Raw genomic sequence first — 25,507 nt, forward strand, 5'->3', positions numbered from 1 at the left:
AGGGCTCTCACGGCGCCATCCTCGTCTGGAGCATGACCACCTGCCGGTCGCTGCGCTCCTGTTCGCGCCAGCTCACGATGACGCGGACGTTGGCGAGGTTCCCCTGGGTGTTGGGCTCACCCTCGATGAGGTCTCGTGTCAGGGCCGCGGGAACTACGGAGCCCGGCTCGATGGTGGCGGGGGCGGCTGGCACGTCCACGTCCACGACGACCTGGTAGTGGCGCGCGATGACTTCGGGGTCGTCGGGTGGCTCAGGGCTCAACTCTCCAGCGCTCGTCTGGAAGAAGTCGAAGGTCCCGTCCAGCCCCACCAGGTTGCCGCACGGTGGGTCCACCGTGCAGCCCATCATGGTGATGTTCTCCAGCGTCTGCTCGGCGATGAGCTGGGCCTGCGTGGCGCTGAGGCTGCGGCGGTTGGAGTAGCTGGTCTGGGTCACGACCATCATCGCGGCACCAATGCCCAGCAGGAGGATGGCCATGGTGGCCAGGACCTCCAGGAGCGTGATGCCGCGACGCTGACGGTGTTTCAGGGACCTCACTGCGGAATCCTCCCGTCCGGGCTGGGCGCGTAGATGAGCACCCTGGACCGGGCCGAACCGCCCGCGGCGGAGCCCTGGTTGAACTCGCCACTGCCCAGGACCTGCATCTCACCGCGCACGCTGGGAATGATGAGGTGGCCATCATGGACCACGGGCGCGTTGACGGCATGCCCGCCGAGCGCCGCGCTGGCCATCGCGGGCGGGTTGTTGCCGTCTGGAAGCAGGCCGGACTCGTAGTAGCGGCCGCTCTCCGTCTCGCTCAGGTTGCAGACGTCCGCCGCGGCGCCCACGGCCGTGGTCGCGTAGACCTTGTCCTGCGCCACCACCACGCCGCCCCACACCGCCTGGCCGGGGTCCAACTGCTGCACCCAGAGAGGCTCCAGCAGCTCGCAGGCCTCACGCCCGGCGGGGTCCGTGTCCTCGAAGGCCAGCAGGTGGTAGCGGTAGCTTTCCTTGTTCGGAGGGCCGTCGGAGAATTCGTCCGGGTTGTCGCCGGTGCCGAAGTAGAAGCGCACCACGGGGCCGTGGTTGTTCCGCACGAGGTTCACGCCGAGGTTGGAGTGAATCTGCTGGTAGATGGGGTCCTGGGCCGTCGCCGCGTCCGGGTGGTCCGACAACGTCGCCGGCGCGCTGGCGACCTTGCAGGTCTTCACCCGCCGGCCCAGCGGCGCGCTCGGATTCACCTGGTCGAGATTGATGCGGTACACGCTGCCCGCGGTCGTCGGCACGTACAAGACGTCGTAGTTCCCGTCACGGTCCAGGTCCAGCATCGCGGTCTCCGCGGCGATTCCGGAGCCCTGGTCCAGGGTGATGACGCCCGTATAAGCCCCGCCTGGGAGCGCGCCATAGGTGAGGGGCTGCCCCGTCTTCAGGTCGATGAGGTAGAGCGTGCCGGCCCGGCTCGGCGAAGCGGGCACGTAGTCCGTGCCGACCACGGTGGCCCACCGCCCCTCTTCCTGCGTGCCCCAGGTCAGGCGTCCAATCGACGGTGCATGGCTGGAGCCCGAGTTGTCGGGGATGTCGATGAGGGGGTTCACCAGCTTGGCGGTGGAGAAGGCTTGCTCAAGGGCGGGCTCCCGCAGGTTGAACTCCCAGAGCGGGAGCGGGTACCAGGGGTCGTTTGCGTTGGTCACGTCGAGGGCGACGACCGCCGGGCTGTTCTTCCCGGAGGCGCTGACCAGGACCGTCTTGGCGCCCTCCGTCTTGGAGGCAGAGGACGACGGGGTCCACGCGGGCCGGTTCGGAATGCCGAAGTCCACGTTGGCGATGCTGGGAGAGGCATCCATTGACGGTCGGAGCAGGTTGCCCGAGCCGTTGAACCGCACGTAGAGGTTGCGGTACCGCTCCAGCATCATGCGGGGCATGTACGAGAAGAGTTCCGTGCCCATGCCGTAGTTGCGGGCGTTGATGTTGCCCGCGCCGGCACACGAAGCGGCGGTATCGAAATAGCCGCGGACCATGGTCATCCCGGGGATACAGTCGTCGTACGTGGAGTTTCGGAACGCGCCCGCGTCGAAGGCGTGCAGGTAGCCGTTCATGGTGCCGACGTAGGCCACGGTGGGGCGCTGGGCGAGGGCCTCGGTGAAGTTGCGGCGGTAGAGGTCCCGCTCGCCCGCGCGGGCGTTTTGTGCCCAGCCATCGAGATAGGGGGGGACGCTGATGGCGACAGTGGACATGTTGATGCCGCCCAATGCCCACGGCCTCCGCTCGTTGAAGGGCCCTGGTGCGTAGTGGTCCTCCCAGCCGTACAGCCACTCCCGCAGGAAGTTGCGGTCGTTGGTGTGGTCCGTGATGCGCTTGTCGGGAACGGTGCTGGAGGGCGTGCCGCACTTGCCATCGTTGTTGAGGTCGTACAGGAGCCGTCCGCCCTGCTCGATGTCGCAGAGGGTGTCCGGGAAGAGCGGGCTGGTACTGCTGGTGTCGGTCATCAGGTCGGACACGGTGCTCCGGTTGCCCGCCGCATTCAGGGTGTAGAGCTTCCGCTGCATCGGGTCCGAACCGTGGCCGTTGGTGCCGAAGGTCAGCGCCATCACCCGGCCCGCGTCCCAGCGCTCGACGGCATTGGCGGCACTGGGCAGTTCCGGGTCATACAGTGAGCGGAAGTAGAGGCGCCCGCGGACGGTGAAGTCCTTGTTGCCGTCATAGGCGCGAGTCCCCGCCGCGGGCATGCCATTGCCAGGCCAGGTTCCGGTCCTGCCCCACGCGCTGCCCGGTGTCTCGTTCACGCCCCAGACGATGGCGTTGCCCACCGTGGACGGGGACGCGCGCGAATAGCTGCCCGAGCGCACGGCCTGGTAGCCCACTTCGACGTCGTCGATGATGGGGCGGCAGAGCTCGCTGGGGCTCGTGATGTCCACCTTCCAGCAGAGCTGCGAGCCGGTGAAGCCCATGGCCATGATGTCCAGCTCCACCTCCTGGGTGGGCTCCTCCGTGTCCGGAAAGACCACCGGGAACCAGGTGGGGGGCTCGGGATTGGGCGTGCACTCCATCTGCTCCGTCTCCGGGTTCGGGGCGCAGATGCGGCAGTCCACCGCGAGCGAGTAGTTGATGGTGGGCCGAGGGCCATCCGGCGGTGTGCAGGCACCCGGGATTTCCTCGGTGAAGCACGGCGGGCCGCCGGCGCAGGTGCGCGGGGCAGGCGCGTAGTCATCCTGTCGCTTGAAGCGAACCTTGGTGATGACGAAGTCGTTGGCGATGTCTGGCGACAGGTCGCCTGACACCGTGGCGGAGCGGATGCTGCCGCCGTTCTGCTTGTTGATGACGAACACCACGTCATTGAAGTCGCGGTCACCGCCCCCAGGGATGTCCTCGAACCCCAGAATCCAGCGGAACGGGTCCGTGCTGGGCGCACCCACGATGACGTGCGGCATGGGATTGCGCGCACCCGCAGGCCTCGGAATCGTGACCTTCTCCATGGGCATCTGGAGCCGGTCGAAGAGGTCGTCATTGGCGAGCCGGTACAGCGTGGTGCCCCACTCGGTGATAGGTCCATCCAGCCAACCGCAAAGGTACTCGTTGGTGTCCTGGACGCGGCAGGCTCTGGCGGGGGTGCTGGCCGGGTTGTCGCGGTTGCAGCCTTCGTCGTAACTGCAGCCGATGTTGCGCTCGGCCGTGATGGTGCCACCCTCGGGGTTCTGGTCCAGGTTCCAGTCGGCCTTGGAGAAGAAGACGTTGGTGGCCGTGCGCAGGTGAAGCGCGCAGCGGCCGTCCGGGTCCTGCTTCAGGCAGGGAAAGACGTAGCCTTCACGAGGACCGTGGCCGCTCTGGTAGTAGACGACGAGGAAAAAGACGATTTCCTTGCCGCCCTGAATCATGCCCAGGTCCACGGTTCGGTCGTAGGCGGTGACGCCGTCGTCCGGGTTGTTGGTGCGGCGCAGGCCCCGGGGATCAAAAGCGGAGACGTCGTAGTCGGGGATGCCCTCGGAGAAGTCCCCGACGTCGGCCACGGGCGCCAGGTTCCCGTAGTTGGTGCGGCCCGAGTCATCATCCGCGAGCAGGAAGACCATGCGCCCCAGGCCCATGTTGCCGTTGGCTTCCGACGGGGGCTCCAGCAGGTTGGGGAGGTGCGGGAAGAGCCCTCCATCCGAGAACGCTCCACCAGGGTTGTTGGAGCCGTTGGCGAAGGCCCCCACCTGGTCCGTTCGGTTCCATTCGCCGCCGAGGCCAGGCCGGGCGTCCGCGAGGTCGATGTTGCCCTGGAACGTGGCGCCGCAGCCCACGTTCATCGCCAGCTCAGGCTCGCTGTAGTTCTCGCCTCCCGAGGTGAACGTGCGCGTGCAGCGTCGCGTCTGTCCGACGTAGGGCCGGGCCTTGGTGCCGGTCCGGGGCGCCAGGTTGAACAGGTCCTCGTGAAGGTCCAGGATGCCGTTGTTGTTGGTGTCGAGCAGATTGCCGTTGGTGTCGACGTACCCGCGGTCACGCAGGTCGTCCATGTACATGTAGCCGAGTGAATGCGAAGCGCCGGCTGACTCGAAGACGTAGCTGATGGTGACGTTCTGGTCGAACGGGAAGAAGATGCGCTCCGGGTTCAGCGCGGTGAGGTTGGTGTTGAGCTGGAGCCGAGCCGGATCCTCATCGGTGATGAGGACACTCGACTCCTGAATCTCCAGGTTCTCATCGTTGAACTCGGGCTGCTTGTTCTGGTCGAGCTGGTTCTCACACAACCGGGAGGAGGCTTCCGGTGGGGTCTGGGCGAGAGCGAGCGGCGCCGACAGCAGGGCGAGCGTGGCGAGCGTCTGGGTGAGCGTGCGCATCACTTCTTCCCCTGGGAAGGACGGGACAAGTCTTGGGCCTTGCGCTGCTTCCGGGCGCGGCGCGCTTCGAGGTCCTGCTGGAGTTGCTTGCGCAAGGTCTCCTCGCGCTGCGGCGGCGGCGGATGGATGCTGAGGGCCAGAAAGGTGAAAAGCAGGTCCCGGTCCGCCTCGGGCAGCAGGCGCGTATCGCAGTTCGTCTTGCGATTGACCTGCGTGGGGGCCGCAATCCAGGTGCGGAGCTGCTCGGGCGTGCGCTGGGAGAGCAGCGGCCCCAGGTCAATGGCCCGGGTGCGCGTCTTGGGTGGAGCGGGCTTGCTGGCGGTGGTGGACTTGCCAGTGCCATGGCTCTGGGGGGTGACCGTGTGGCATCTCGCACAGGCCTTCTCGAAGGCGAGCTTGCCCTCATCCGTGGCGCTCACGGCCAGGCCTGGAATCAGGATGATGGACAACAGGGAAAGTCGTTTCATGGGGAGCGCTCGACTTAACTGCCGGAATTGAGGGTCATGACCGGAGTCAGGATGGTCGGACCAGGGCCTGTTTCGGAGTAGGTATTGGCGGGGCCGCCTCCGGTCATTTCATTGCCTGGGCTGGTGACGGCTGGTGCGTTTTCGTTGGAGATGAGGGTCTGGATGACGGCGCGCGTGGGCCGGCTGCCCGCGCGCCCGACAACCTCCCCCACGGCGATGAGCCAGACCTGACCGTTGGTGTCCGTCAGGCCGTCATCGGTATCGTCTTCGTCGTCGCGCACGAACACGCGGTAGCGCACGTTCTCCTGGAGCGGGAAGGCCGCGTAGTCCTCACCGGAGGGACTCTGGCGCTCCGCGGGCGCGAGGTCGGCTGGGTTGATTGCCAGCGAATTCCAGGAGCCGGGGGCGCCAGGGCCGGGCAACACCTCGAAGAAGGGCCGGATGCCTCCATTCAGCCCGGGTTCGTTGACCTGTTGCATGTCGGCGAACGCGAACGTGTAGCGCCGCTCAGCGCCCACGCGGATGCGCATCGCCTCGCGCCCCTCGGCCAGCCCCGCCTCCGCGGCGAAGTAGGCTTCCTTGTAGCGCCGGCCATCACCCTGGACCTCCGCCTCGCGGCTCACCAGGCCGTAACTGAGGAGCACCGCGAGGGTGACCATCGTGACGATGCCCATGGCGAGCAGCAGCGTGAAGCCACCTTGCCGCCGTCGGACTGTGGGACGTTGCACCATGTCGCGGGACTCCCTTGGACTCCGGCCCTTGAGGGCGATGCCAGTGTTGCTCACCACGCAATTGCCATGCCTGAGCGGCGGCACTGTAACTGGCCGGAACTCGTGGGCAACGTTCGGGTCGCACTTCAAGGCTGGGTCTGGGGCGACTTCGCAAGAGTTGCGGAGTTGCAATTACTTGCGGGGTTTCCGCTATCCCCCTGTGACTTCTTGGCTTCCAATTTTTTGAGGAAGTCGGACGTCTGAGCCGCGTCTGCCAGACTCTCCGTGACGCTACTGGGGGGCTGCCTGGATAAAATCATTCAGCCTTGTCATAAGTCACAGGACCGCCACATCGAGGGTTTCTATACTCCCGTCGCCGTCCGCACCTGGGTGTCGTCGGCGATTTTTCCCTCTCGACTCCTGAGTCCGACAGCATGAAGAAGACGCTCACCTCCCTCCTGTGTGCAGCGGTTTCGCTCACACTTCTTTCCCTGGCGTGTGGTGAGGGCAATCCGCCTCGTGTGCCGCAGCCGCTGGAGGATGGAGGGGTTCTCTGGACGGAGTGCAGCCCCGAGGGCGTCAGGGAGGACTGCTCGCAGGGCGAATCCTGCATCTTCGTTGCTTCCCATGACCGCCACCTGTGCGTCCGGGCTTGTGATCCGCAGACCGCGTGCGAGCACCCGGATGCGGTCTGCTGCCCTTCGTCCGGAGACGATGCCGAGGGCGGCCACTGCGTGCCGAACAACGCGTGCGAGCAGACCGACGCGGGCGTGGACGGCGGTTCGCACGAGGAGACGGACGGTGGCGTCCAGGAGGATGGCGGCTCGGCCACCGATGACGGCGGGACCCAGGAAGAAGACGCGGGAGTCGACCCGGAGCCGGATGCTGGCACCGAGCCCGACGCGGGCACGGATGCCGGCACCGAGCCCGACGCGGGCACGGACGCGGGCACGGATGCCGGTACGGACGCAGGGACGGATGCCGGTACGGACGCAGGGACGGATGCCGGTACGGACGCAGGGACGGATGCCGGCACCGACGCGGGGACGGACGGCGGCACGGAGGCGGGGCACACCGCCATCCGGGTGATGGCGTCCAACCTCAGCAGTGGCAACTACCAGTCCTATGATCCGGGGCACGGCATCCGCCTCATCAAGGGCGTGGACCCGGACATCGTGCTGATGCAGGAGTTCAACTACGGGAACGACTCGGCGTCGGACATCCGCTCGCTGGTGGATCAGATTGCGCCGGGCTTCCACTACTCCCGGGAGACGGGCGCGCAGATTCCCAATGGCATCATCAGCCGCTGGCCCATCATCCAGTTCGGCCAGTGGCCCGACCCGCGCGTGTCCAACCGGGACTTCGCCTGGGCGCGCATCGACATCCCGGGGCCCCGCGACCTCTGGGCGGTGAGCGTGCACCTGCTCACGTCCAGCGCGAGCAACCGCAACGCGGAGGCGCAAGCCATCGTCAATGAGGTCCGCTCGCAGATTCCGGAGGACGACTACCTCATCATCGGCGGCGACCTGAACACGGACAGCTTCAACGAGTCCTGCTTCGCCACCTTCCGGCAGGTCGTGACGACGGCGGGTCCGCACCCGGCGGACCACAACGGCACCACGGGCACCAACCGCAACCGCAACAAGCCCTACGACCAGATTCTGGTGGACCAGGACCTGCGCCAGTACCAGCAGGCCACCGTCATCGGCTCCAGCACCTTCGCCAACGGGCTGGTGCTCGACAGCCGCACCTACCGGCCGCTGTCGGAGATTGCCCCGGTGCAGTCTGGTGACAGCAGCGCCTCCAACATGCAGCACATGGGCGTGGTGAAGGACTTCCTCGTCCCCAACTTCTGAGGGGCCGCCCTTTCTCGCGGGGGCGCGGCGGCCATCCTGGGCCGCCGCGGGCCTCGGCTCAGAAGCTCCACTTGTGCTTGTTCCGCTCGATGAAGCGCGCCACGGGAGGAATCCGGGCGATGAGCGGCGTGAGCACGAACACCGCGGCCAGGCGCAGCGGCTTCACCACCTGCGACGCCGCGTAGGCCGCCGCCCAGCTGCCCGCCTTCTCTCCAGTGCTGCTCGGCTGGAAGCCGAACTCGATGGCGGCGTAGAAGCCCACAATCACCAGCCCGAAGATGGCGTAGTTCACCACCAGCGCCAGCGGCCCGTATTCGAGCATCAGGTTCTTGAAGCGGGCCATCAACGAGGGCTTCGCGGGCTTGGGCGCGGCCTCGGAGGGTGGGGGCGTGTCGGAGACTGAGGGATTCACGTCGGGTTCAACAGGCGACATGGCGACACCATGCCCCAAACCGGTGCTGGCCGGGAAACGGAGCGAGCGGACAGGAGAGGGGCGGGTGGCGCTCTTCATTGTCAGGACTCGGGGGGCGGGATAGAGGAGGGCGCGCGACATGAAAGTCTCCCATCGGTTCCTCCTCCTCGTGATTGTCGCGGTGCTCGCCGCGGACCAGGTGACCAAGTACCTGGCCGTCTCCCGGCTGACGGATGCCCTGGATGGGCGGGAAGGCCTGGCGCGGGTGACGGGCTTCGTCACCGAGCGGAACCTGGACAACCGCCCGCCGCCCGAGGACGGGCCGTTCCGGGTGTTGCGGCCCTATCGCTTCATCGAGGACTACTGGCACTTCCGCTACGTGGAGAACCCGGGCGCGGCCTGGGGCATCTTCGGCGACATGCCCGACGGCGCGCGGCGCCTCTTCTTCCTCGTGGTGAGCCTGGTGGCCATGGGCTTCATCTTCGTGATGTACCGGCGCATGCCCGCGGAGCAGCGGCTGGCCCGGGTGTCCCTGGCGCTGGTGGCGGGCGGAGCGCTGGGCAACTTCGTGGACCGGCTGCTGCGCGGCTACGTCATCGACTTCATTGACTGGCATTGGCGCAACCAGCCGGGGATGCGCTGGCCGACCTTCAACGTGGCGGACGTGGCCATCAGCGTCGGGGTGAGTCTCATGCTGCTGGACTCGCTGCGGACGACGAAGCGCCCCAATCCGTGACGGGCGGGCGGCGGCTGGTGTAAGTCCCGGACCGTGCCGCGCAAATACATCATCCTCCTCGCCGTCACCCTTGGCGTCATCGCGCTCGACCAGTGGACGAAGTACGTCGTCGTCCGCGAGCTGACCACCCAGATGGAGGGCAAGGAGCGCCTGGGCGAGCGCCTGGCCGCGATGTACTCCGCCCCGCCCCCCCAGGGCTTCAACGGGCTGCACTACCAGCCCCGCCGGCACATCGAGCTTTCGGAGTCGTTCTTCCGCCTCCGCTACGCGGAGAACCCGGGCGCCGCGTGGGGCCTGTTCCGCAGCCTCCCTCCCGAGACGCGGGTGCCGCTCTTCCACGTGGTGAGCATCGCGGCGGTGCTCCTCATCTCCTTCTATTTCCGCAAGCTGTCTGGAACGGACCCGGAGGAGAAGTGGGCGCTGTGGGGGCTGCCGCTGGTGCTGGGCGGCGCGCTGGGCAACTACATCGACCGGGTCGCCCGGGCCTTCGTCATCGACTTCCTGGAGGCCCACTGGTTCGACAAGGTGGCGTGGCCTTCCTTCAACGTCGCCGACGCGGCCATCTGCGTTGGCGTGGGCATGCTCATCGTCGACTCCTTCGTCCGCAAGGAGAAGCCGGCCCAGGCAGCCGGGCGGGCCTGAAGGCGCGCATGCGGGTCGTCCCGCCCGCGCAACGAGGGTAGCCTTCGTCGCCATGCTCCCCGTCCTCGTCCACCTCACCTTCACTTCGCTCTGGTCGCAGCTCCTGCTGTACGCGATGGCCGCGGGCACGGTGGGCTACGTCGTCTTCAACGGCTGGCGCAGCGCCGAAGGCGCGCTGGATGTCCGGACGGGCACGCGCGCGCCGGTGTCCTCACAAGACCGGCTGCTGCGGGCCGCGGCGTATGGCCTCGTGGGCGCCGTGCTGGCCTGGTTCGCCCTGCGGTACTCGCTGCCGCCCGGGGCCTTTCCGGGCGCCCAGGGCGAGGGCATCCCCGTGCACACCTATGGCTTGCTGCTGGCCCTGGGCTTCACCACCGCGGTGACGGTGGCGGGCCGGCTGGCGCAGGACGAATGGCGCACGCTGGAGCTGAAGGACGACGGGGCGTGGGTGGACGTGGAGGGGCCGAAGAAGCGCGAGCAGCTCATGGACATGACGGTCTGGATTCTGCTCGGCGGTATCGGCGGGAGCCGGCTGCTCTTCGTGCTCGTGAACTGGCAGGACTACGCCCGTGACTGGACGCAGGTGTTCTCCCTGGGCGGCGGGCTCGTCTTCTACGGCGGCTTGATTGGCGCGTCCGCGGCCGCGTTCGTGTTCGCGCGGATGCATGGCCTGGACTTCTGGCGCCTCGCCGACGTGTGCATCCCCACCGTGTCGCTGGGCCAGTGCCTGGGCCGCCTGGGGTGCTTCAGTGCGGGGTGCTGCTGGGGGGACGTGGCGCCCGCGCATGCCGCCACCGCGGTGCACTTCCCCGGCAGCGGGGTGGCGCAGGACCTCCTGGGCGGGCTCGGCAACACGTCCAGCCTGGCCTATTCGTCCCAGCTCCAGGACACGCGGTACGTCGTGGAGGCCACGGGGGAAATCTTCCACCACGCCGCGCCTGGCGCGGTGCGCATCTCCGACTGGGTGGCGCAGCAGGGCCACACCCTGGGGCTGTACCCCACCCAGCTCTTCGAGTCCGTCGGGCAGGTGGTGCTCTTCGTGGGGCTGCTGTACGCCCGGCGCTACCGCCGCTTCCATGGCCACGTCCTGGCGCTCTGGCTGATGGCCTACGCGGTGCTCCGGAGCACGGTGGAGCTGTTCCGGGGGGACGTGGAGCGAGGCACCCTGCACGGCCTGCTCCAGTCGCTGGGGGCGGGGGAGCTGGCCTCGGCGGTGCCGCTGGAGGCGTGGTACAATGTCTCCACCAGTCAGTTCATCTCCCTGTGCATGTTCACCTTTGGCGCGGTGCTGCTCGCCCAGAAAGGCCGCCGCCGGGAGAGCGAGGCGGCAAGCCTGGGGCCTACCCCCTCGGCTGCGTGAGGTTGAATCGCGCGGGCCTCTTGGGGACACTCTGAGGAGTCATGCCGCCCCCCGACGCCCGACAGTCCGCATCCAAGAGCTTCGCTGGCAGGTCCACCTCGGCCGACCCCGGCTCCAGCGAGGCCGTCCTCCAGGAGTGCGAGGCCCTGGAGGCGGAGGTCGCCGTCCTCCGCAACCTCTACGAACAGTACTTCCTGGGCAACGAGCGTCAGGCGCCGTCGCGCGCGCACGAAGACCTCAAGAAGCGGCTGAACAAGCTGAAGGGCGCGTTCATCCGCAGCACCTCCGCCAAGTTCCGCGTCGCCAGCCTGTACAACAAGTTCCTCACGTATGAACGGCTGTGGGTGCGCACGCTCCAGGAAATCGAAGCGGGCACCTATCGCCGGGATGTCTTCAAGGCGCGCCGCCGCGCGGAGAGCCGGAAGGCCAGCTCGCCAGGCGCGGCGGGCCAGAAGGGCGTCGTCGAGCTGCCGGAGGACATCTCCGACATGGACTTCGAGGAGGTGGAGGAACTGAGCCGCCCTCGGCCCGTCAATGAGCCGCAGGTGGCCACCCGCTTCCTCCAGGCCACGGATGGTACGCCGTCGAAGGGCGCGCCCGCGGTGGGGAGCACGCCGCTGCGTGGCACCCCCGCCGTGGCGCCGCTGACGGGTATTCCCGCCGTGGCGCCCGTGGCGGGGACACCGCCGCGCGGTCTGCCCACGGTGGGTGGCACGCCTGCGCATGGCACGTCGGTGGCGCCGCCGGGCATGGCGGCGAAGGCACCGGGCGCCGTGGCCAGCACGCCGCCTCCGTCGAGGACTCCGGCCGTCGGAGCGAGCAGCACGCCGCCTTCGTCTCGGCCCGTGGCCACCAGCGCTGGCAGCATGCCGCCCCCATCGAAGGCTCCCAGCGCGGCCGGCGGCATCCCGCCGCCGTCGCGGCCCGCGTCCATGCCACCTCCCTCCACCGCGTCCCGGCCTCCCGCGGCGAGCGGCGGTGGGATGGCGGACGACAAGCTGCGTGCCGTCTACGACGCGTACGTCACCGCGAAGCGCCGCTGCCAGGAGGACACGTCGAAGCTGTCCTACGAATCGGTGGCGGCCACGTTGCGCAAGCAGGTGCCGGAGCTGCTCAAGCAGCACAACGCGAAGGCGGTGGAGTTCAAGGTCGTCATCAAGGACGGCAAGGCGTCGCTCAAGGCCGTGCCGAAGTAGCCGTCACCGGACAGTGCGCGGGCGTCCGCACGTCGTTGGCTGGACGCGGGTGTCGGGAATCGTCGCCTGCTGAAAAAACGAGTGCCTCTGCTGCCAGAGCGGGTTGTCGCCCCGGGGGTGCCTCCCTAGCTTGCGTTTCGCGTCAGCGGCCGGTGGACGGCGCGAGACACTGCGGGAGGCGACGTGGGGATTCGGCGGAGGTGGCTCGGGCTGACCATGGTGATGGGACTCTCCCTGCTGGGCACGGGGTGCATGTCGCCCTCTCAGGAGGCGCAGGAGCGTCTCGCGGCGCTGGAGGCCGAAGGTGAGGCGATGGACGCGGTGCTCGACTCCGTCGAGGAGCGGCTCCTGGGCAACCAGGCCATGCTCCAGACGTGGCAGGAGCTTGGCCGTCGCCACCAGGAGGTGACGCAGCTGCACTGCGAGACGTCCGACCCGCACATGGTCGCGATGATGAAGCACTACAAGAAGCAGGAGGACCGCGCGCGTCAGCTCAAGCGACGCGGCAGGGGTGTCGCCTCGGTGGACAAGGCGGTGCTCACCTCCGGCAAGGCGCGGCGCGGCAACAACTGACGGCGCTCAGATGCTGAGCCTCTCGCGGAAGCGCTGCGACTGGCGACGGGACAGCTCCACCTCGCGGCCACCGCGCAGGCGCGCCACCAGCGTGCCGCTGGGCCCAGGCTCCAGGGACTCGATGAAGTCCAGGTTGATGAGGTGCTGGCGGCTGGCGCGGAAGAAGCGCGCCGGGTCCAGCCGCTCCTCCAGATAGGTCAGCGAGCGCAAGAGCAGCGGCGCGTATCCGTCCAACGTCAGCCGCGCGTAGTTTCCCTCGGAGGTGATGAGCGGAACCTGCGCGAGCTGCACCAGCCAGCAGCGCTCACCCTCCTTCACGAACACCCGCTCCAGCGGCGTGCCCGGCGTCTGTCCGTGCGCGGGCTTTGCGGTGGCCATGCGGCCCCGCTCCCGCACGCGCTCCAGCGCGGTGGCGAGCCGCTCCGGTTCAATGGGCTTGAGCAGGAAGTCGAGCGCATTCACCTCGAAGGCGCGCACGGCGTGGGCGTCATACGCGGTGGTGAAGACGACGTCGGGAGGCTCCTCCAGCCGCTCGAGCACGTCGAAGCCCGTCCCGCCCGGCATCTGGATGTCGAGCAGCAGCAGGTCCGGCGACAGCGCTTCCACCCGGCGGCACGCCTCGTCCACGTGCGTGGCCTCGCCCACGATTTCCACGTCCGGGAAGGCCGCGAGCAGGCGGCGCAGCTCGGCGCGGGCCAGTCGTTCGTCGTCAGCGATGAGGACTTTCATGTCAGGGGCAGGGGGATGCGGACGCGCGCGGTGGTCAAGGACGTCCGCGTGCGGTCCAGGTGCAGCGAGGCGTCGGCGCCGCACAGGAGGCGCAGCCGCTCACTCGCGTTGTGAAGGCCCACGCCGCTGCCCTCCACGGGGCGCGCCGCCGGCGTGGCGGTGTTGGAGACCTCCAGCAGCAGCACGCCCTCCTGGATGCGCGCGGAGACCGCCACCTCGCCGCCTTCGGGAAGCTGCGCCACCCCGTGCTTGATGGCGTTCTCCACCAGCGTCTGCACCAGCATCGCGGGCACGGCCAGGGGCAGGGCGGCCGGCTCCACGTCCTCGCGAACGCGCAGGCGGCTCTCCAGGCGCACGCCCTCCAGCTCCAGGTAGTCACGCACCACCTGGAGCTCCTGGGCCAGCGGGACGGTCTCCTTCTCCCGGGAGGTGAGCGCATGCCGCAGCAGCGTGGACAGCCGTGTCACCACCTGCTGCGCGCGGGCCGGGTCCTCGGAGATGAGGGCGCGCACGCTGTTGAGGCAGTTGAAGAGGAAGTGCGGCTGGAGCTGCGACTTGAGGAAGCGCAGCTCCGACGCCTGGGCCGCGGCCTCCAGCTTCCAGCGCTCCAGCTCCATGGCCCGGGCCTGCTCCACCGCGTGAACACCGAAGTAGAGGAGCAGCCACAGCGTCATCATCACCGTCCAGATGAAGCCGCTGATGAGGAAGCCCATGGGCGAGGCATCCTCCGGCGTGAAGACCCCCAGCACGGAGGTGCTCAAGCCGAAGGCCGCGATGTTCTGCGTGACGCCCAGGCCCACCGCCGTGAGGAAGACGCGCGGGGCCAACCGGGAGACGGGCAGCCGGGCCCACGCTCGCAGGGGCAACCCGCGTCGCGCCAGGTGCGTGATGAGCGCTCCGCACAAGCAGAGCACCCACCAGGACGCCCAGATGTCGGGCCTGGGCGTCAGCAGCGTCAGCAGGGAGTTGAAGGTGGCGTAGAAGCCCCAGCCCCCGACCTGGCAGGCCACATAGGCCCAGGTGCGCGCCGACGAGGACTTCATTCAAGGGCTCCCTGCTTCAAGGCCGCGCGAGTCCACCACAGTCACTGACGCGGCTCCACCCGGGCCACGGGCGCATGGACGCCGAGGAAGCCGTCCAGCTCCCGGAAGAAGCCCGCAGGGTCGTCCCACATGATGAAGTGGCGGGCCGTGTCGTGCATGACGACGCGCGCGGTGGAGAGCGTGGCGTACTGGCCCTTGTACACGGCCTCGACCGTCTCACGCGGCACCTGGCCCTTCAGCGCAATCCATGAGCCGAGCACGAGGGTGGGCGCGCGGATGCGCGGCAGCTCCGGGCGCAGGTCGGTGGTCATCAACTCGTACATGGCCAGGGCCACCGTCTCGGTGTCCGACTGGTTTCCCCAGCGGAAGGCGACGTCCTGCCTGGACGCGTCGGTGATGTAGCGGCGCAGCGTCTGCCGCTGCAGCTCATTGCGCTGGGCGACGGGCCAGGTCCGCAACTGCGTGCGCAGCTGGTCGGCGTAGGGGCGGCTGCTCTCCACGGTGGCGCCGGGAGACATGGCGGCGGGGAGGAAGGGCAGGCTGTCCACCACCACCACGCCGCCCACGCGCTCGGGGACGTCCGCGGCCACCGCGAGCGCCAGCACGCCGCCCAGGCTATGGCCCACGAGGATGGGCTTCTCCAGGCCCTGCTCGCGCAGGTACTCGGCCACTGCGCGGCGCTGCGTTTCGAAGAAGGGCCCGGGCAGCGCGGGCTGTCCCGCGAAGCCGGCCAGCGTGAGGACATGGGCGTCGTACTGGCCGCCGAGGTGCGCCACCGTCTCACGCCAGACCTCGCCCGATGACGCGAGCCCGGGGATGAACACCACCGGCCTGCCCTGGCCGGAGCGCTCGACGCGGAAGGGCGCGGTGGACGCAGTGGGCCCGGAGGTGGTGGCTTCCGACGTCGCCGCGCCGGACGTGGACGCGCAACCGGAGAGCAGCGACAGGACGAACAGCGACGAAAGGGCGTGGCGACAAAGCATGAAGGGCTTCCTTGTCGGGAGGGGTGAGTGCCGCGAAAGACAAGGTACGCCCCGAGCGCGCACGCGCTCCGGATACTCCATGAGCGGTTGCTGCCGGTGATGAGCGGCGTCCGGGCGGGGCGGCTGGCGTGAGCACCTGGGACGCGAGGACGCGGCGCGCACCTTGATGGCGCCTGTCCGCATGCCAGGCGAGGAAGCGAGTCCGCCGCCGGGCCTCATCGAGCGCGGCCGCTGTCGCACAGCGCCTTGAAGCGGCTCAGCGTCGTCGCAGAAGCCACGCGCGGGCGGAGCGGTCCATCGCGGCGACGGCGCGGAGGAAGAGGCTGGGGGACATGCGGCGCAGACGCCAGCCCCAGCGCGCATCCGCCATGGGGACGGTGTAGAGGCTTCGCGCGTCCACGGCCTCGAGCAGCCTGCGCGCGATGACCTCCGGGCCCAGGCGGGCCGCGTCCATCATCCCGACGGCGAGGGCGCGAAGCGTGTCGTTGGCGTAGGCGCCCGAGCTGGCAATCTGGGTGCGGAAGAAGCTGGGGCACGCCACGGTGACGCCGATGCCGGTGGCCTTCAGCTCGGCGTGGAGCGTTTCGGAGAGCGCGACCACGCCTGCCTTGGACACGTTGTAGGCCGCCAGGTCGGGCACGTACACGAGCCCCGCCGCCGAGGCGATGTTGAGGATGTGGCCGGACCTCTGCCTGCGCAGCCGGGGGACGAAGACATGGCAGCCGTGGATGACGCCCCACAGGTTGATGTCCAGCACGCGCTTCCATTCGGAGAGCGACAGCTCGCCCACCGGACCCGCGCTGACGACCCCCGCGTTGTTGACCAGCAGGTCCACGCCGCCCAGGGCGCGCTCCGCGGCGTCGGCCATGGCCTCGACCTGGGCCGGCTCGGTGACGTCACAGACCTGGACGTGCGCTTCGCCTCCCGCGCGGGTGACGCGCAGCGCGGTCTCCTCGGCGGAGGCGGCGTCGAGGTCGGTGACGAGCACGCGGGCCCGCCGGCGTGCGAGCTCCTCGCAGAGCGCGCGGCCCAGGCCGCTGCCCGCGCCGGTGATGACGGCTCTTGGATGGGATGGAAGGCTCATGTGTGTCGTTGCGGCAATGGGCCCAGCATGTCCCCGCCGCTGCCTCCGCCGCCATCACCCCGCGGCGCCTTGACGCGAGCGCCCAGAACGGCCCTGACACCGGGTGCTCCATGACACACCTGACATCCCTGTCCCGGAATCGCGAACGCGGCGCCTCCGCGGGGCGGAGACGCCAGGCAAGCAAGCGGGCGCCAGTGACGACGCGGGCGAATCCGGGTACAACCGCCGCTGTGAGACGCGCCTGGTGCGGAGCGTTCGCCGCCATCGCGGTGGGCCTCTTCGGATGCAACGACTTGGAGGTCTGTGGCTCCACGGCCAGCGACATCACGCGTGATGGCGGGGAGCCCTATCGCTGTGTCACGTCCGAGGACTGCCCGCGCACCTCGCGCGTCAACGTCTGCGTCACCGACGTCTCGCCGATGGAGGTCTGCGTCCGCTGTCAGGACACGAAGTGCGTCACCGTGACGCCGGAGGCCTGTGACTGATGAAGTCCTTGCGGCTCGCGCTCGCCGTGCTGTCCCTGGCCGCCACGGCGTGCCGGGACAAGCCCGTGGACCATCTCCAGCGGGCCCGTGACGCCATCTTCGAGAAGCGGCCCGACGAGGCGCTCGTCGAGTACCGCAAGGCCTTCGACGCGACTCGCCATGACTCCTCGCCGGAGGCGCTGGTGCTCCGCGCGCGCGCCCTCAAGGGGGCCGCGGATGTCTATTGGCTGGAGCAGCGCAAGGTGAAGGAGGCGGTAGGCGTCTACCGCGAGCTCATCCAGCAGTGCCCCGAGTCACCGGAGGCGCTCGAGGCCCGCATCATCCTGGCGGACCTCCTGCGCGTGCACTACCGCGACGTGCGCGGCGCCATCGACCAGCTCACCGCGGCCCTCAAGCTCAATCCACCGCAGGGCGCGGAGCTGCACTACCTGGTCACCAAGCTCTACTTCGAGCTGGGCGACTATCAGCAGTGCGAGCTGGAGACCCGCCGCATCATGGAGCGCTTCCCCACGAGCGCCTACGTGGATGACGCCCTGTACCTCCAGGCCCAGGCCCTGGCGATGATGGAGGGCCGCCGCCAGGAGTCCTCCCGCACCTTCGCGGACCTGCGCACGCGCTTCCCGGACTCCGAGCTGGCGCCGCACGCCCTCTTCGAGATGGGCAAGCTGCGCGCCGACGCGGGGGAGAACGAGAAGGCCATTGAGACCTGGGTGGATGCGCTGAAGACGCACCCCGACCCCGCGCTGGTGCAGGACTACATCGCGCGGGCGCGACGGCGCATCGCCAACACCACGGCCTCGGGTGTGGGGCAGCGCGAGGTGGCCTTCGACCGCGTCCGCCCGGCCCGGACGTCGCTGGAGGCCGTCGGTGGCCGCCCCGAGGAAGCCGCGCACGAGCACGACTGACGCGGGGCGGACACGCCGCCCTACGCCGGGACGTCCAGCGTCGCTTCCAGCAGGGTCGCGGGGCTCGCCCCGTCCTCGGAGAGGGCCGCCAGGAGCACCCGCACGCGGCCTTGTTCCACCCGGGCATCCACGCCCGTCACCGACAGGTGTCCGTCCAGCGCGTCGAGGAACTGCGGCGAGCCATCCGGCGCCAGCACGCCCACGACGGAGCCGCCCACGGTGGCCGCCGGGCCGGTGCTCCCCGCGGTGGCGGTGAAGACCATCCGCCCGCCAGGAAGCGGCGAGGCCGCCGTGAAGGACAGCCGCATGCCTCCGGCCTGTCCCAGCTCCCAGCGGCGCGTCATGCGCACCACGTCCGGGCCCAGCGCGCCGGCCTCCAGGCCGCGCAGCACCCGCTCCGCGTCCAGGTCCACCAGGGCGTCGGTGCCGGGCTCGCCGTCGCCGCGCTGGAGCAGCCGCAGCAGTCCGCTCGACATCGCCGCCCCGGCGATGCGCAGCGGTCCCAGCTCCCGGCTGAGCTGGGTGTACAGCGCCGTGACGTCCACGGCCCGGGCGTCGCCCGCCAGGGTGCCGTCCGCGCCCAGGGCGACCCACGCGCCGCGCTGCCTGCCCGCGGAGCTGCCCGACGGCAGCACCAGCAGCGAACCATGGGGCGAGCCGCCCTGGGGCGCCAGCAGGCAAGGCACCTCCAGGGCGGGCCGCGACGACTTGAGGGAGACGGGCTCGTCGGGCTGGTGGTTCGCGAAGAGCACCACGCCGTGGCCGGGGCTCTCCGCGGACAGGGGGAACGCGGCCAGGTGTAGCGGCTCCTCCGCGACGGTGTAGAGCCAGTCGCCCGCGCGGACCAGTCCGCTCAAGGCGGTGACGTGAGCAGGACGTCCTGGCGTGACGGGCGCCTCCAGGTCCAGGGTGCGCCGTGAGGTCAGGTGAAGCATGGCCGTATCTCCCGCGAAGCCGCGGCCTCACGGGCCCCGGCGCTTCAGAGCAGCGTACCGCGCAGCAGGAGGCTGGCGACGGTGAAGTAGATGAGGACGCCGCTAACGTCCACCAGTGTGGCCACGAAGGGGGCGGAGGCGCTCGCGGGGTCGAAGCCGAACTTCCGCAGCACCAGGGGCAGCATGGAGCCAGCCAGGGTGCCGAACGTCACCACGCCCAGCACGGACAGGGCGACGGTGATGCCCAGCGGCAAGGCGTGCTGCCCGTAGACGCCGGTGATGGAGTTCCAGATGAGGATGCGCGCCAGGCCCACCACCCCCAGCACCAGGCCCAGCACCAGGCCGGAGAGCAGCTCGCGGCGAGCCACGCGCCACCAGTCCCGAAGTCGCATCTCGCCCAGCGCGAGCGAGCGGATGATGAGCGTGGAGGCCTGACTGCCGGAGTTGCCGCCCGAGGAGATGATGAGCGGCACGAAGAGGCTCAGCACCACGGCGGTGGCGATTTCGTCCTCGAAGCTGCTCATCGCGGTGGCGGTGAGCATCTGCCCCAGGAAGAGCACCAGCAGCCAGCCGATGCGCTTCTTCAACATGCCGAAGAAGCCGGTCTCGAAGTAGGGGGCCTCCAGGGCCTCCATGCCGCCGGCCTTCTGGATGTCCTCGGTGGCCTCTTCCTGGACGACGTCGACGATGTCGTCCACCGTGACGATGCCCTTCATCCGCTGCTGGGCGTCCAGCACGGGCAGGGCCATGAAGCCGTGCTCGGTGAACAGCCGGCTCACGGCCTCCTGGTCGGTGTCCTCCGACACGGTGACGACGTCGCGCTGCATGACGTCCGCCACCCGCTTGTCACTGGCGGACTGGAAGAGCTGACGCAGGGACAGCACCCCCTGCAGGTGCTGTTCGGCGTCGAGCACATAGGCGTAGTAGACGGTCTCCACCCGCTCCCGCGCCTGCTTGCGCAGGTAGCTGATGGCCTCGTCGATGGACATGTCCGGCCGCACGCGGGCGAAGCGCGGGTTCATCAGACCGCCGGCGTCGTCCTCCGCGTAGGCCAGCAGCACGTTGACCTCGCGGCGGCTGGCGTCGTCGAGCTGCGAGAGGATGGACTCCGCCTGCTCGGGCTCCACCGCCTGCACCAGGTCCGCCAGGTCGTCCGGGGGCAGCAGCCGGACCCAGGTGCGTCGCTCGGCCGGATGAAGGTGGAGGATGAGCTCCGCCTGCTCACGCGCCGACAGCGCCAGGAAGAAGTCGTCCGCCACCGAAGCGGGAAGCAGCCGGAAGCCCTCCATCCGCTCATCGACGGAGAGCACGGGCCACGCCTCGTGCAGTTCCTCCATGGAGAGCGCGGCGCTCTGGGGGCTTTCCGTCATGGGGGGCTCACCTCCGGGCGTGTCGGGTGGAGCGCGTGGTGCCGCGGCGCGCTGGCCTCTCTACACCCGGAGGCCGGGCATCGCGAGAGGCAGGCAGGCGACATTTCGCGCTTTCCCGTCCGTGTGTGCCCCAACCGTCTCGTTATTTCAACGAAGACGCGCCCCGTGCGTACACCCGGGTTTGACGGGTGAGGCCGCCCGCGTCCGCCTCCCAGTAGAAGCGGGGCGAGAGGGTGCGCGGGCCGGACGACAGGTCCGTGTTTCCGGGAAGCAGCTCCAGCCCCAGCGGGCCCTCTGACTCGGGCGCCACGGGCGCTGCGGTACCGACGCGTGACTGCCGCCACTGGATGAAGGGGATTGCGAAGCCGGGGCGGAGGGGCGCGCTCACCAGTTCGAGTGGCGCGTCCACCACCAGGGTGCCTCGTTCGGTCAGCCCGCCATCCACCGCGGCCCACCGGTACAGCGTCTGTCCTGGCTGCGGCAGGAGCAGGGAGTCCACGCGGGTCCACACCGCGCCGTCTTCGATGCCCGCTGGCACGCCCGGCAGGCGCTGGCACGGCGCCTCCGAGGCGACGAAGGCCCCGTCCGGGCCCAGCCGGAACTTGCACGCGTGGCTGTCGAGCTCCGGCGTCACCTGGATGACGCTGACCGTGTCGGGGCCCAGCCGCACGAGCAGGCCCAGCACCATGTCGACGCCGAAGGGTATCTGGCTGGCCCGTCCCCACGGTGTGGGGGTGGCGCCGGTGACGACGCCCGCCGGCGTGAAGGCGAAGCGATGCAGGCGCTCCGAGTCGAGCACCCACAGCTCCTCCGCGGTGGCGAGCCGGCTCTGGATGACCTTTACCGTGTCGCGCTGATTGAGCAGGAGCGAGCCGGTGAGCTCGAGCTCCGAGCCGGTGTCGACGAAGCGGCGGACCCGGTCCTCGCCCACGACCCAGACGATATTTCCCGCGACGGCCACGTCGGGAATGCCGGAGACGCCGCCGAGTGGCGTCTGGGCCGCGGTCGCCGCGTGCACCGCCACGCCGTCACACAGCCAGGTGCCATGCGTGGTGCGGTCCAGTTGCGTGCAGCGGGGCAGCGGGAGCACCGTTGGACCGCCTCCGGTCCATGCGCGTGACACGTAGGCGCCGAACTGCTGGAGGCTGCCCACCGGGGAGAAGGCGACGCGGACGTGGTAGCGCCCCGGGGTCGTCGGGGTGAAGCGGACGGTGGCGGACTGTCCATCGCCGGTGAGGGAGGACTCCGAGGCCACGGTGTGGTTGTTGGGGTCGAACACCTCCGCGGTGATGCGGTCGGGGACCTGGGAGGTGTCGGAGCCATCACAGGAGCCGCGCAGGCTCGGCTTGACGTGGAGCTCCGCGGGGACCTCCAGCGACAGCAGGGGCGGCGTCTGCCCCGCGTCTCCTGGAAGCGGGACCAGGCCGCAGTCATCACCGGTGTCCGCGCACCCGGACAGGGACAGCATCGCGGACCATGCGAGCAGGCAGGAGACGGTCTTCATCGAATGGGGACGCCGCCCGGGTGACCTCGGCCTGGGGGAGGCGGCGCAGGCTCCAGGGTCTTCTTACCCCATCCGCGGGCCGGGCTGGAGGCAGGCGTGGCGCAGTGTCAGCTTCCTGTAGTGAGCGAGCCGGGCTGATGGGCGGGCCACAGGTCCTGATACCCGCGATGTCGTTGCACCGCGTTGATGACCACGCTTCCGTTCTCCAGGAGGATGACGCCGTACCCCGGTGGACCCGGATAGCGTGAGAGCCGGTCGCTGCTCATATCGAAGACCAGGGGCAGGTGCGTGCTCTCCAGCACGGTAAAGGGATGGCCGGCCCAGAGTCCGCTGACGTTGCGGTGCAGATGACCGAAGAGCAGTTGCGTCGGCGCGGAGCGGGCGCGCAGCAACTGGAAGAGCGCGTTGTCCGGATCCCTCAGCCGCAGACGGTCCAGGGGCGGCACGCCGATGGCCATGGGCGGGTGATGCATGAAGAGCAACGCCGGCCTTGCCCCCGCGCTTTGCAGTTGCGCTTCCAGCCAGGCCAGCCGGACGGGGCACAGCTCGCCATGATGCCCGTCTTCAGCCTGTGTATCGAGATAGATGAGACGGGTGCCGTTCAGCTCCTCACTGGATTGCAGGAAGCCGTCGACAGCGGGAGCGTCGGGGAAAACCTCCCGCAAATTGGTGCGCCGGTCGTGATTGCCCACCAGCAGCCGATAGGGAACCGGAAAGCCTCTCAGCGCCTCCCGTAGCACCTCGTAGGCTTCGGCGCTGCCGGACTGCACCAGGTCCCCGGTCAGAATCAAGCGGTCCGCGTCGGCGTGTTGGTCGCGGAGTTCATCCAGGACGGCGTTGAGCCGTTGCAACGGATTGGCATTCTGCGGCCAGGGGCGCCCGGGCTCCACCAGGTGCAGGTCGGTCATCCAGAGGAGCTTGCTCTTCCTCATCGTCGTGCTCCCTGGTCCGGCCGAATGGCAATGGACGACAAATCAGTTTTTTCATCCAAGACCGGGCCGGCCAGGGCCTTGCGTTCGGAATAGCGGTCCGTGAGGGGATTGACGTGAGGGCGCAGCAGAATGGTGAAACGGACCAGCTCTTCCATGACGTCAACGATGCGCTCATACAGCGGCGAGGGCCGCATCCGGCCGGCGGCGTCGAACTCCTGAAATGCCTTGGGCACGCTGGACTGGTTGGGGATGGTGAACATGCGCATCCAGCGGCCCAGCAGCCTGAGCGTGTTGACCGCGTTGAAGGATTGCGAGCCGCCGCTGACTTGCATCACCGCCAGCGTCCTGCCTTGCGTGGGGCGAATGCCGGCCATCTCCAGCGGCAGATGGTCAATCTGCGTCTTCATGACTCCGGTGAGCTGGCCGTGCCGCTCCGGGCTGCACCAGACCTGCCCTTCGGACCACAAGGCCAGCTCGCGCAGTTCGTGAACAGCGGGGTGGTCGTCACCGGTGGCCTGGTCCGGCAGTGGCAGGTCGCTGGGGTCGAAGATGCGCGGTTCGGCGCCCATGAAGCGCAGGAGCCGTGCCGCTTCCTCCACCACCAGACGGGAATAGGAGCGCTCCCGCAGCGAACCGTAGAGCAACAGAATCCGGGGCGGGTGGCCGGTGGAGTCGGTCAGTCCCGCCGCCGGGTTCCGGTGGGCGAAGCGGGGGTCGAGCGCGGGAAGGGAATCGGGGTCAGGGAGTGGTCGCAGGCGCATGTTCGTTCCTCGTCAAGTGCTGGAGCAGGGTGAGCGCGCCGAGGGCCAACAGCCCGAGCGCGGCGGAAACAACGAGTGCGCCGCTGCCGAATCGTTCAATCAGCAGGGCGAACAGAAATGGCGCGAACGCCTGTCCGACGCGGGCCGGTGCCATCAGCCAGCCCTGGCGTCGGCCGTAGCCCTGGGGGCCGAAGAGGGCCAGCGGCAGGGTGCCCTTGGCGATGGTCAGGATGCCGTTGCCGGCACCGTGCAGCAGCGTGAACAGTGCTGCCGCTGGCGCCCCGAAGAACAGCATTGCCATTGCGCCCAGGGGATGGGCGGCGCAGGCCAGCCGGGCGGAGACCATGGGGTGGAAGCGCCGTAGCAGGGAGAATTCCAGGAACCGTGCCGCCACCTGCGCTGGTCCCACCAGCGCCGCCAGACCGATAGCGACCGCGGCGGTGAAGCCGGTCTCCTGGAGCAACCGCGGCAGATGCGCCGCCATGGCGGTGCTGAGAATCCAGGTGACGGCGAATACCAGCGCCAGCAGGGGCATCGCGAAGCGTGGCGCTGCTGGCCCGGCCAGGGGTTGCTCGACGTGGCTCGTGTCGACCTGGGGGGCCTTGGGAAGTAGCAGGCGGTTGAGGGGCAGGCCCATGAACAGGTGCGCCGCGCTCCAGGTGAAGCAGGCCACCCGCCAGCCCCACTCGGCGTCCAGCCATGCGGTGATCGGCCAGCATACGGTGCTGGCGAACCCCGCCAGCAGGGTGATGCCGGTCATGGGACCGCGCGCCTGGTGGCCATAGAGGCCCGTCAGCGTGGCGAAGGCGGCTTCATAAAGGCCCACCGCCATGCCGACGCCGATGATTGCCCAGGCGAACCAAAGCGTGGCCGGACCTTGGGCCAGACCGAGCGCCAAACAGCCCGTGGCGAACAGCAGATTGGAGGCCGCGAGTACCCCTCGGCCACCGTGGCCATCAATACGGTGACCCACCGCGGGGCCGAGAAAGGCGGTGATGAGCAGGGCCAGAGAGAAGGCGCCGAAGACGTTGCTGGTGGAAACGCCCAGCCCCCGTGCCATGGGCTCCGCCAGGATGGCGGGCAGGTAGTAGGTGGAGCCCCAGGCCAGGGTTTGCGTCAGTCCCAACGCCAGAACGACCCGTCGACGCGCGCTCATCGCCGCTCCCCCCGAGGCGCCGTCGACCCGAGGGGAACTCGAGGGACGATGCCTGGAATACACATGCCTCCATCATCAAGGCATCGAGCATCGATGTGTCTGGGCAAAAAAAGAGTCATGTCTGCCTATTTCGAGGACGTCTCCGTGGCCAGCTTGCTGGCGACGATGCACTCGGTGGCTTCCAGCCAGGCGTCCACCGCCACCTGAAACGCCCCCCGGCCCTTGTCCGTCAGCTCATACACCTTGCGGGAACGCCCCTGGACCACTTGAGTGGTGGAAGAAAGGTAACCCCCTGCTTCGAACTCATTGAGTACCGGATACACGGTGCCCTCGGAGGGGCTGCAGCAACCGTGGGTGCTTTTTTCGACCGCCTGTACCACTTCATAGCCATGCATCGGCTTGCGGTGCAGCACGCTGAGCACGAAGAACTTGGACAATGACATCTTGATGGTGCCGCGCCAGTAGCTGGGGTCACTGTAGTCCGGTACCTGGCGGCTACCGGCCCGGCCTGATTCGGATGCCGCACTCATGATTCTGGAACCTATACCTCGATGCTCGATGTGTAAAGGCTCCCGTGTGCTTGTGTCTGCGGGGGGTAGGGGCTGCGGCCCGATTACGGATTGCCGGGTGGGGGCCGGCCGAACCAGTTGCAAGACTCGCAACAGTGCATACAACTGGGATGCGGCCATCGGGACACCTCGAAGGTGCTGGAGGAGGCGTGTCGTGCCCGACACCTCACTCAGCTGGCCCCGATGGCCGCTCTTCTCCTACCCTCAGCCCTTCCTTCCCTCGTCCTCCTGCTTGGCTCACCCAGCCGAAAGGGCGAAAATCGAGCCAGAAGGGCACCGAGCACTCGGCCGTCGGCCCTATGAGGTGG

Annotated in this window: 24 protein-coding genes; 8 read left to right on the forward strand and 16 right to left on the reverse strand. The window is 68.9% G+C overall.

The annotated features are described in order from the left end of the window. Positions 1 to 7 precede the first annotated feature (7 nt). Genes KGD87_RS28585 through KGD87_RS28600 form a run of 4 tightly spaced genes read right to left on the reverse strand, consistent with a single transcriptional unit; the run spans position 8 to position 5,932 of the window. On the reverse strand, positions 8 to 538 hold the full coding sequence (locus tag KGD87_RS28585; RefSeq protein WP_284664125.1) for a type IV pilus modification PilV family protein: 531 nt from the start codon (positions 536 to 538) through the stop codon (positions 8 to 10). Next, positions 535 to 4,791, reverse strand: a complete 4,257-nt coding sequence (locus KGD87_RS28590; RefSeq protein ID WP_284664126.1) for a DUF4114 domain-containing protein — start codon at positions 4,789 to 4,791, stop codon at positions 535 to 537. Before KGD87_RS28590 ends, KGD87_RS28585 begins: the two co-directional genes overlap by 4 nt. Beyond that, on the reverse strand, positions 4,791 to 5,258 hold the full coding sequence (locus tag KGD87_RS28595; RefSeq protein ID WP_284664127.1) for a c-type cytochrome: 468 nt from the start codon (positions 5,256 to 5,258) through the stop codon (positions 4,791 to 4,793). The genes KGD87_RS28590 and KGD87_RS28595 overlap by 1 nt, the downstream gene beginning before the upstream one ends. A 14-nt stretch (positions 5,259 to 5,272) precedes the next feature. Next, on the reverse strand, positions 5,273 to 5,932 hold the full coding sequence (locus tag KGD87_RS28600; protein ID WP_284664128.1) for a hypothetical protein: 660 nt from the start codon (positions 5,930 to 5,932) through the stop codon (positions 5,273 to 5,275). A 470-nt stretch (positions 5,933 to 6,402) separates the two neighbouring features. Between KGD87_RS28600 and KGD87_RS28605 the strand changes: the two genes are divergently transcribed. Then, positions 6,403 to 7,824, forward strand: coding sequence for an endonuclease/exonuclease/phosphatase family protein (locus KGD87_RS28605; protein WP_284664129.1), 1,422 nt, complete (start codon positions 6,403 to 6,405; stop codon positions 7,822 to 7,824). 58 nt (positions 7,825 to 7,882) lie between these two features. Here KGD87_RS28605 and KGD87_RS28610 read toward each other — a convergent pair whose 3' ends face one another. Further along, complete coding sequence (locus tag KGD87_RS28610) at positions 7,883 to 8,236, reverse strand: hypothetical protein (RefSeq protein WP_284664130.1); 354 nt, start codon at positions 8,234 to 8,236, stop codon at positions 7,883 to 7,885. 139 nt (positions 8,237 to 8,375) lie between these two features. Here KGD87_RS28610 and lspA (KGD87_RS28615) point away from each other — a divergent pair, with 139 nt between their 5' ends. From lspA (KGD87_RS28615) to KGD87_RS28635, 5 genes are all read left to right on the forward strand, one after another. Then, a complete protein-coding gene (gene lspA, locus KGD87_RS28615) occupies positions 8,376 to 8,972 on the forward strand; it encodes a signal peptidase II (RefSeq protein ID WP_284664131.1) in 597 nt (198 codons plus the stop codon). Positions 8,973 to 9,005: 33 nt separating this feature from the next. Next, a complete protein-coding gene (gene lspA, locus KGD87_RS28620; protein ID WP_284664132.1) occupies positions 9,006 to 9,614 on the forward strand; it encodes a signal peptidase II in 609 nt (202 codons plus the stop codon). Between the two features lie 52 nt (positions 9,615 to 9,666). Further along, positions 9,667 to 10,974, forward strand: a complete 1,308-nt coding sequence (locus KGD87_RS28625; RefSeq protein WP_284664133.1) for a prolipoprotein diacylglyceryl transferase family protein — start codon at positions 9,667 to 9,669, stop codon at positions 10,972 to 10,974. A 41-nt stretch (positions 10,975 to 11,015) separates the two neighbouring features. Next, a complete protein-coding gene (locus tag KGD87_RS28630; protein ID WP_284664134.1) occupies positions 11,016 to 12,170 on the forward strand; it encodes an MXAN_5187 C-terminal domain-containing protein in 1,155 nt (384 codons plus the stop codon). A gap of 183 nt (positions 12,171 to 12,353) precedes the next feature. Further along, positions 12,354 to 12,743, forward strand: a complete 390-nt coding sequence (locus KGD87_RS28635) for a hypothetical protein (protein WP_176420294.1) — start codon at positions 12,354 to 12,356, stop codon at positions 12,741 to 12,743. Between the two features lie 6 nt (positions 12,744 to 12,749). Here the strand turns inward: KGD87_RS28635 and KGD87_RS28640 are convergent, their stop codons facing one another. The 4 genes from KGD87_RS28640 to KGD87_RS28655 all read right to left on the reverse strand — a co-directional run bounded on the left by KGD87_RS28640 (position 12,750) and on the right by KGD87_RS28655 (position 16,582). Further along, positions 12,750 to 13,472: a LytR/AlgR family response regulator transcription factor gene (locus KGD87_RS28640; protein ID WP_284664135.1), complete on the reverse strand. Its 723-nt coding sequence runs from the start codon at positions 13,470 to 13,472 to the stop codon at positions 12,750 to 12,752. Then, positions 13,469 to 14,515 (reverse strand): sensor histidine kinase, encoded by a 1,047-nt coding sequence (locus KGD87_RS28645; protein WP_284664136.1) that lies wholly within the window; start codon positions 14,513 to 14,515, stop codon positions 13,469 to 13,471. The genes KGD87_RS28640 and KGD87_RS28645 overlap by 4 nt, the downstream gene beginning before the upstream one ends. Before the next feature lie 41 nt (positions 14,516 to 14,556). Continuing rightward, entirely contained in the window at positions 14,557 to 15,498 is a 942-nt protein-coding gene (locus KGD87_RS28650) for an alpha/beta fold hydrolase (RefSeq protein WP_284664137.1), read from the reverse strand. 256 nt (positions 15,499 to 15,754) lie between these two features. After that, a complete protein-coding gene (locus KGD87_RS28655; RefSeq protein WP_284664138.1) occupies positions 15,755 to 16,582 on the reverse strand; it encodes an SDR family NAD(P)-dependent oxidoreductase in 828 nt (275 codons plus the stop codon). Positions 16,583 to 16,776: 194 nt separating this feature from the next. On the opposite strand from KGD87_RS28655, the gene KGD87_RS28660 reads away from it, so the two are divergent. Continuing rightward, entirely contained in the window at positions 16,777 to 17,067 is a 291-nt protein-coding gene (locus KGD87_RS28660; RefSeq protein ID WP_284664139.1) for a hypothetical protein, read from the forward strand. Then, positions 17,067 to 17,972, forward strand: coding sequence for a tetratricopeptide repeat protein (locus KGD87_RS28665; RefSeq protein WP_284664140.1), 906 nt, complete (start codon positions 17,067 to 17,069; stop codon positions 17,970 to 17,972). The genes KGD87_RS28660 and KGD87_RS28665 overlap by 1 nt, the downstream gene beginning before the upstream one ends. Before the next feature lie 20 nt (positions 17,973 to 17,992). Here the strand turns inward: KGD87_RS28665 and KGD87_RS28670 are convergent, their stop codons facing one another. The 7 genes from KGD87_RS28670 to KGD87_RS28700 form a co-directional block, all read right to left on the reverse strand. Continuing rightward, positions 17,993 to 18,907, reverse strand: a complete 915-nt coding sequence (locus KGD87_RS28670) for a DUF6929 family protein (protein WP_284664141.1) — start codon at positions 18,905 to 18,907, stop codon at positions 17,993 to 17,995. Between the two features lie 44 nt (positions 18,908 to 18,951). Then, positions 18,952 to 20,277 carry a magnesium transporter gene (gene mgtE, locus KGD87_RS28675; RefSeq protein ID WP_284664142.1) on the reverse strand — a complete coding sequence of 442 codons (1,326 nt, stop codon included), beginning with the start codon at positions 20,275 to 20,277 and terminating at the stop codon, positions 18,952 to 18,954. A gap of 142 nt (positions 20,278 to 20,419) precedes the next feature. Further along, on the reverse strand, positions 20,420 to 21,781 hold the full coding sequence (locus KGD87_RS28680) for a hypothetical protein (RefSeq protein WP_284664143.1): 1,362 nt from the start codon (positions 21,779 to 21,781) through the stop codon (positions 20,420 to 20,422). A gap of 107 nt (positions 21,782 to 21,888) precedes the next feature. Next, entirely contained in the window at positions 21,889 to 22,713 is an 825-nt protein-coding gene (locus KGD87_RS28685; RefSeq protein ID WP_284664144.1) for a phosphodiesterase, read from the reverse strand. Further along, positions 22,710 to 23,474, reverse strand: coding sequence for an arsenical resistance protein ArsH (gene arsH / locus KGD87_RS28690; protein WP_284664145.1), 765 nt, complete (start codon positions 23,472 to 23,474; stop codon positions 22,710 to 22,712). The genes KGD87_RS28685 and arsH overlap by 4 nt, the downstream gene beginning before the upstream one ends. Further along, positions 23,452 to 24,630: an MFS transporter gene (locus KGD87_RS28695; RefSeq protein WP_284664146.1), complete on the reverse strand. Its 1,179-nt coding sequence runs from the start codon at positions 24,628 to 24,630 to the stop codon at positions 23,452 to 23,454. The genes arsH and KGD87_RS28695 overlap by 23 nt, the downstream gene beginning before the upstream one ends. A 125-nt stretch (positions 24,631 to 24,755) precedes the next feature. After that, positions 24,756 to 25,160: a PadR family transcriptional regulator gene (locus tag KGD87_RS28700; protein WP_284664147.1), complete on the reverse strand. Its 405-nt coding sequence runs from the start codon at positions 25,158 to 25,160 to the stop codon at positions 24,756 to 24,758. Positions 25,161 to 25,507 lie beyond the last annotated feature (347 nt).

Source organism: Myxococcus sp. SDU36 (assembly GCF_030168875.1).
Taxonomy (GTDB): Bacteria; Myxococcota; Myxococcia; order Myxococcales; family Myxococcaceae; genus Myxococcus; species Myxococcus vastator.

Coding starts and splice junctions, on each gene's coding strand:
- KGD87_RS28680 (WP_284664143.1), bottom strand. CDS start 21,781: ATGAAGACCGTCTCCTGCCTGCTCGCATGGTCCGCGATGCTGTCCCTG.
- KGD87_RS28605 (WP_284664129.1), top strand. CDS start 6,403: ATGAAGAAGACGCTCACCTCCCTCCTGTGTGCAGCGGTTTCGCTCACA.
- arsH (WP_284664145.1), bottom strand. CDS start 23,474: ATGCGCCTGCGACCACTCCCTGACCCCGATTCCCTTCCCGCGCTCGAC.
- KGD87_RS28685 (WP_284664144.1), bottom strand. CDS start 22,713: ATGAGGAAGAGCAAGCTCCTCTGGATGACCGACCTGCACCTGGTGGAG.
- KGD87_RS28670 (WP_284664141.1), bottom strand. CDS start 18,907: ATGCTTCACCTGACCTCACGGCGCACCCTGGACCTGGAGGCGCCCGTC.
- KGD87_RS28630 (WP_284664134.1), top strand. CDS start 11,016: ATGCCGCCCCCCGACGCCCGACAGTCCGCATCCAAGAGCTTCGCTGGC.
- KGD87_RS28625 (WP_284664133.1), top strand. CDS start 9,667: ATGCTCCCCGTCCTCGTCCACCTCACCTTCACTTCGCTCTGGTCGCAG.
- KGD87_RS28650 (WP_284664137.1), bottom strand. CDS start 15,498: ATGCTTTGTCGCCACGCCCTTTCGTCGCTGTTCGTCCTGTCGCTGCTC.
- KGD87_RS28595 (WP_284664127.1), bottom strand. CDS start 5,258: ATGAAACGACTTTCCCTGTTGTCCATCATCCTGATTCCAGGCCTGGCC.
- mgtE (WP_284664142.1), bottom strand. CDS start 20,277: ATGACGGAAAGCCCCCAGAGCGCCGCGCTCTCCATGGAGGAACTGCAC.
- KGD87_RS28700 (WP_284664147.1), bottom strand. CDS start 25,160: ATGAGTGCGGCATCCGAATCAGGCCGGGCCGGTAGCCGCCAGGTACCG.
- KGD87_RS28655 (WP_284664138.1), bottom strand. CDS start 16,582: ATGAGCCTTCCATCCCATCCAAGAGCCGTCATCACCGGCGCGGGCAGC.
- lspA (WP_284664131.1), top strand. CDS start 8,376: ATGAAAGTCTCCCATCGGTTCCTCCTCCTCGTGATTGTCGCGGTGCTC.
- KGD87_RS28695 (WP_284664146.1), bottom strand. CDS start 24,630: ATGAGCGCGCGTCGACGGGTCGTTCTGGCGTTGGGACTGACGCAAACC.
- KGD87_RS28645 (WP_284664136.1), bottom strand. CDS start 14,515: ATGAAGTCCTCGTCGGCGCGCACCTGGGCCTATGTGGCCTGCCAGGTC.
- KGD87_RS28665 (WP_284664140.1), top strand. CDS start 17,067: ATGAAGTCCTTGCGGCTCGCGCTCGCCGTGCTGTCCCTGGCCGCCACG.
- KGD87_RS28600 (WP_284664128.1), bottom strand. CDS start 5,932: ATGGGCATCGTCACGATGGTCACCCTCGCGGTGCTCCTCAGTTACGGC.
- KGD87_RS28590 (WP_284664126.1), bottom strand. CDS start 4,791: ATGCGCACGCTCACCCAGACGCTCGCCACGCTCGCCCTGCTGTCGGCG.
- KGD87_RS28640 (WP_284664135.1), bottom strand. CDS start 13,472: ATGAAAGTCCTCATCGCTGACGACGAACGACTGGCCCGCGCCGAGCTG.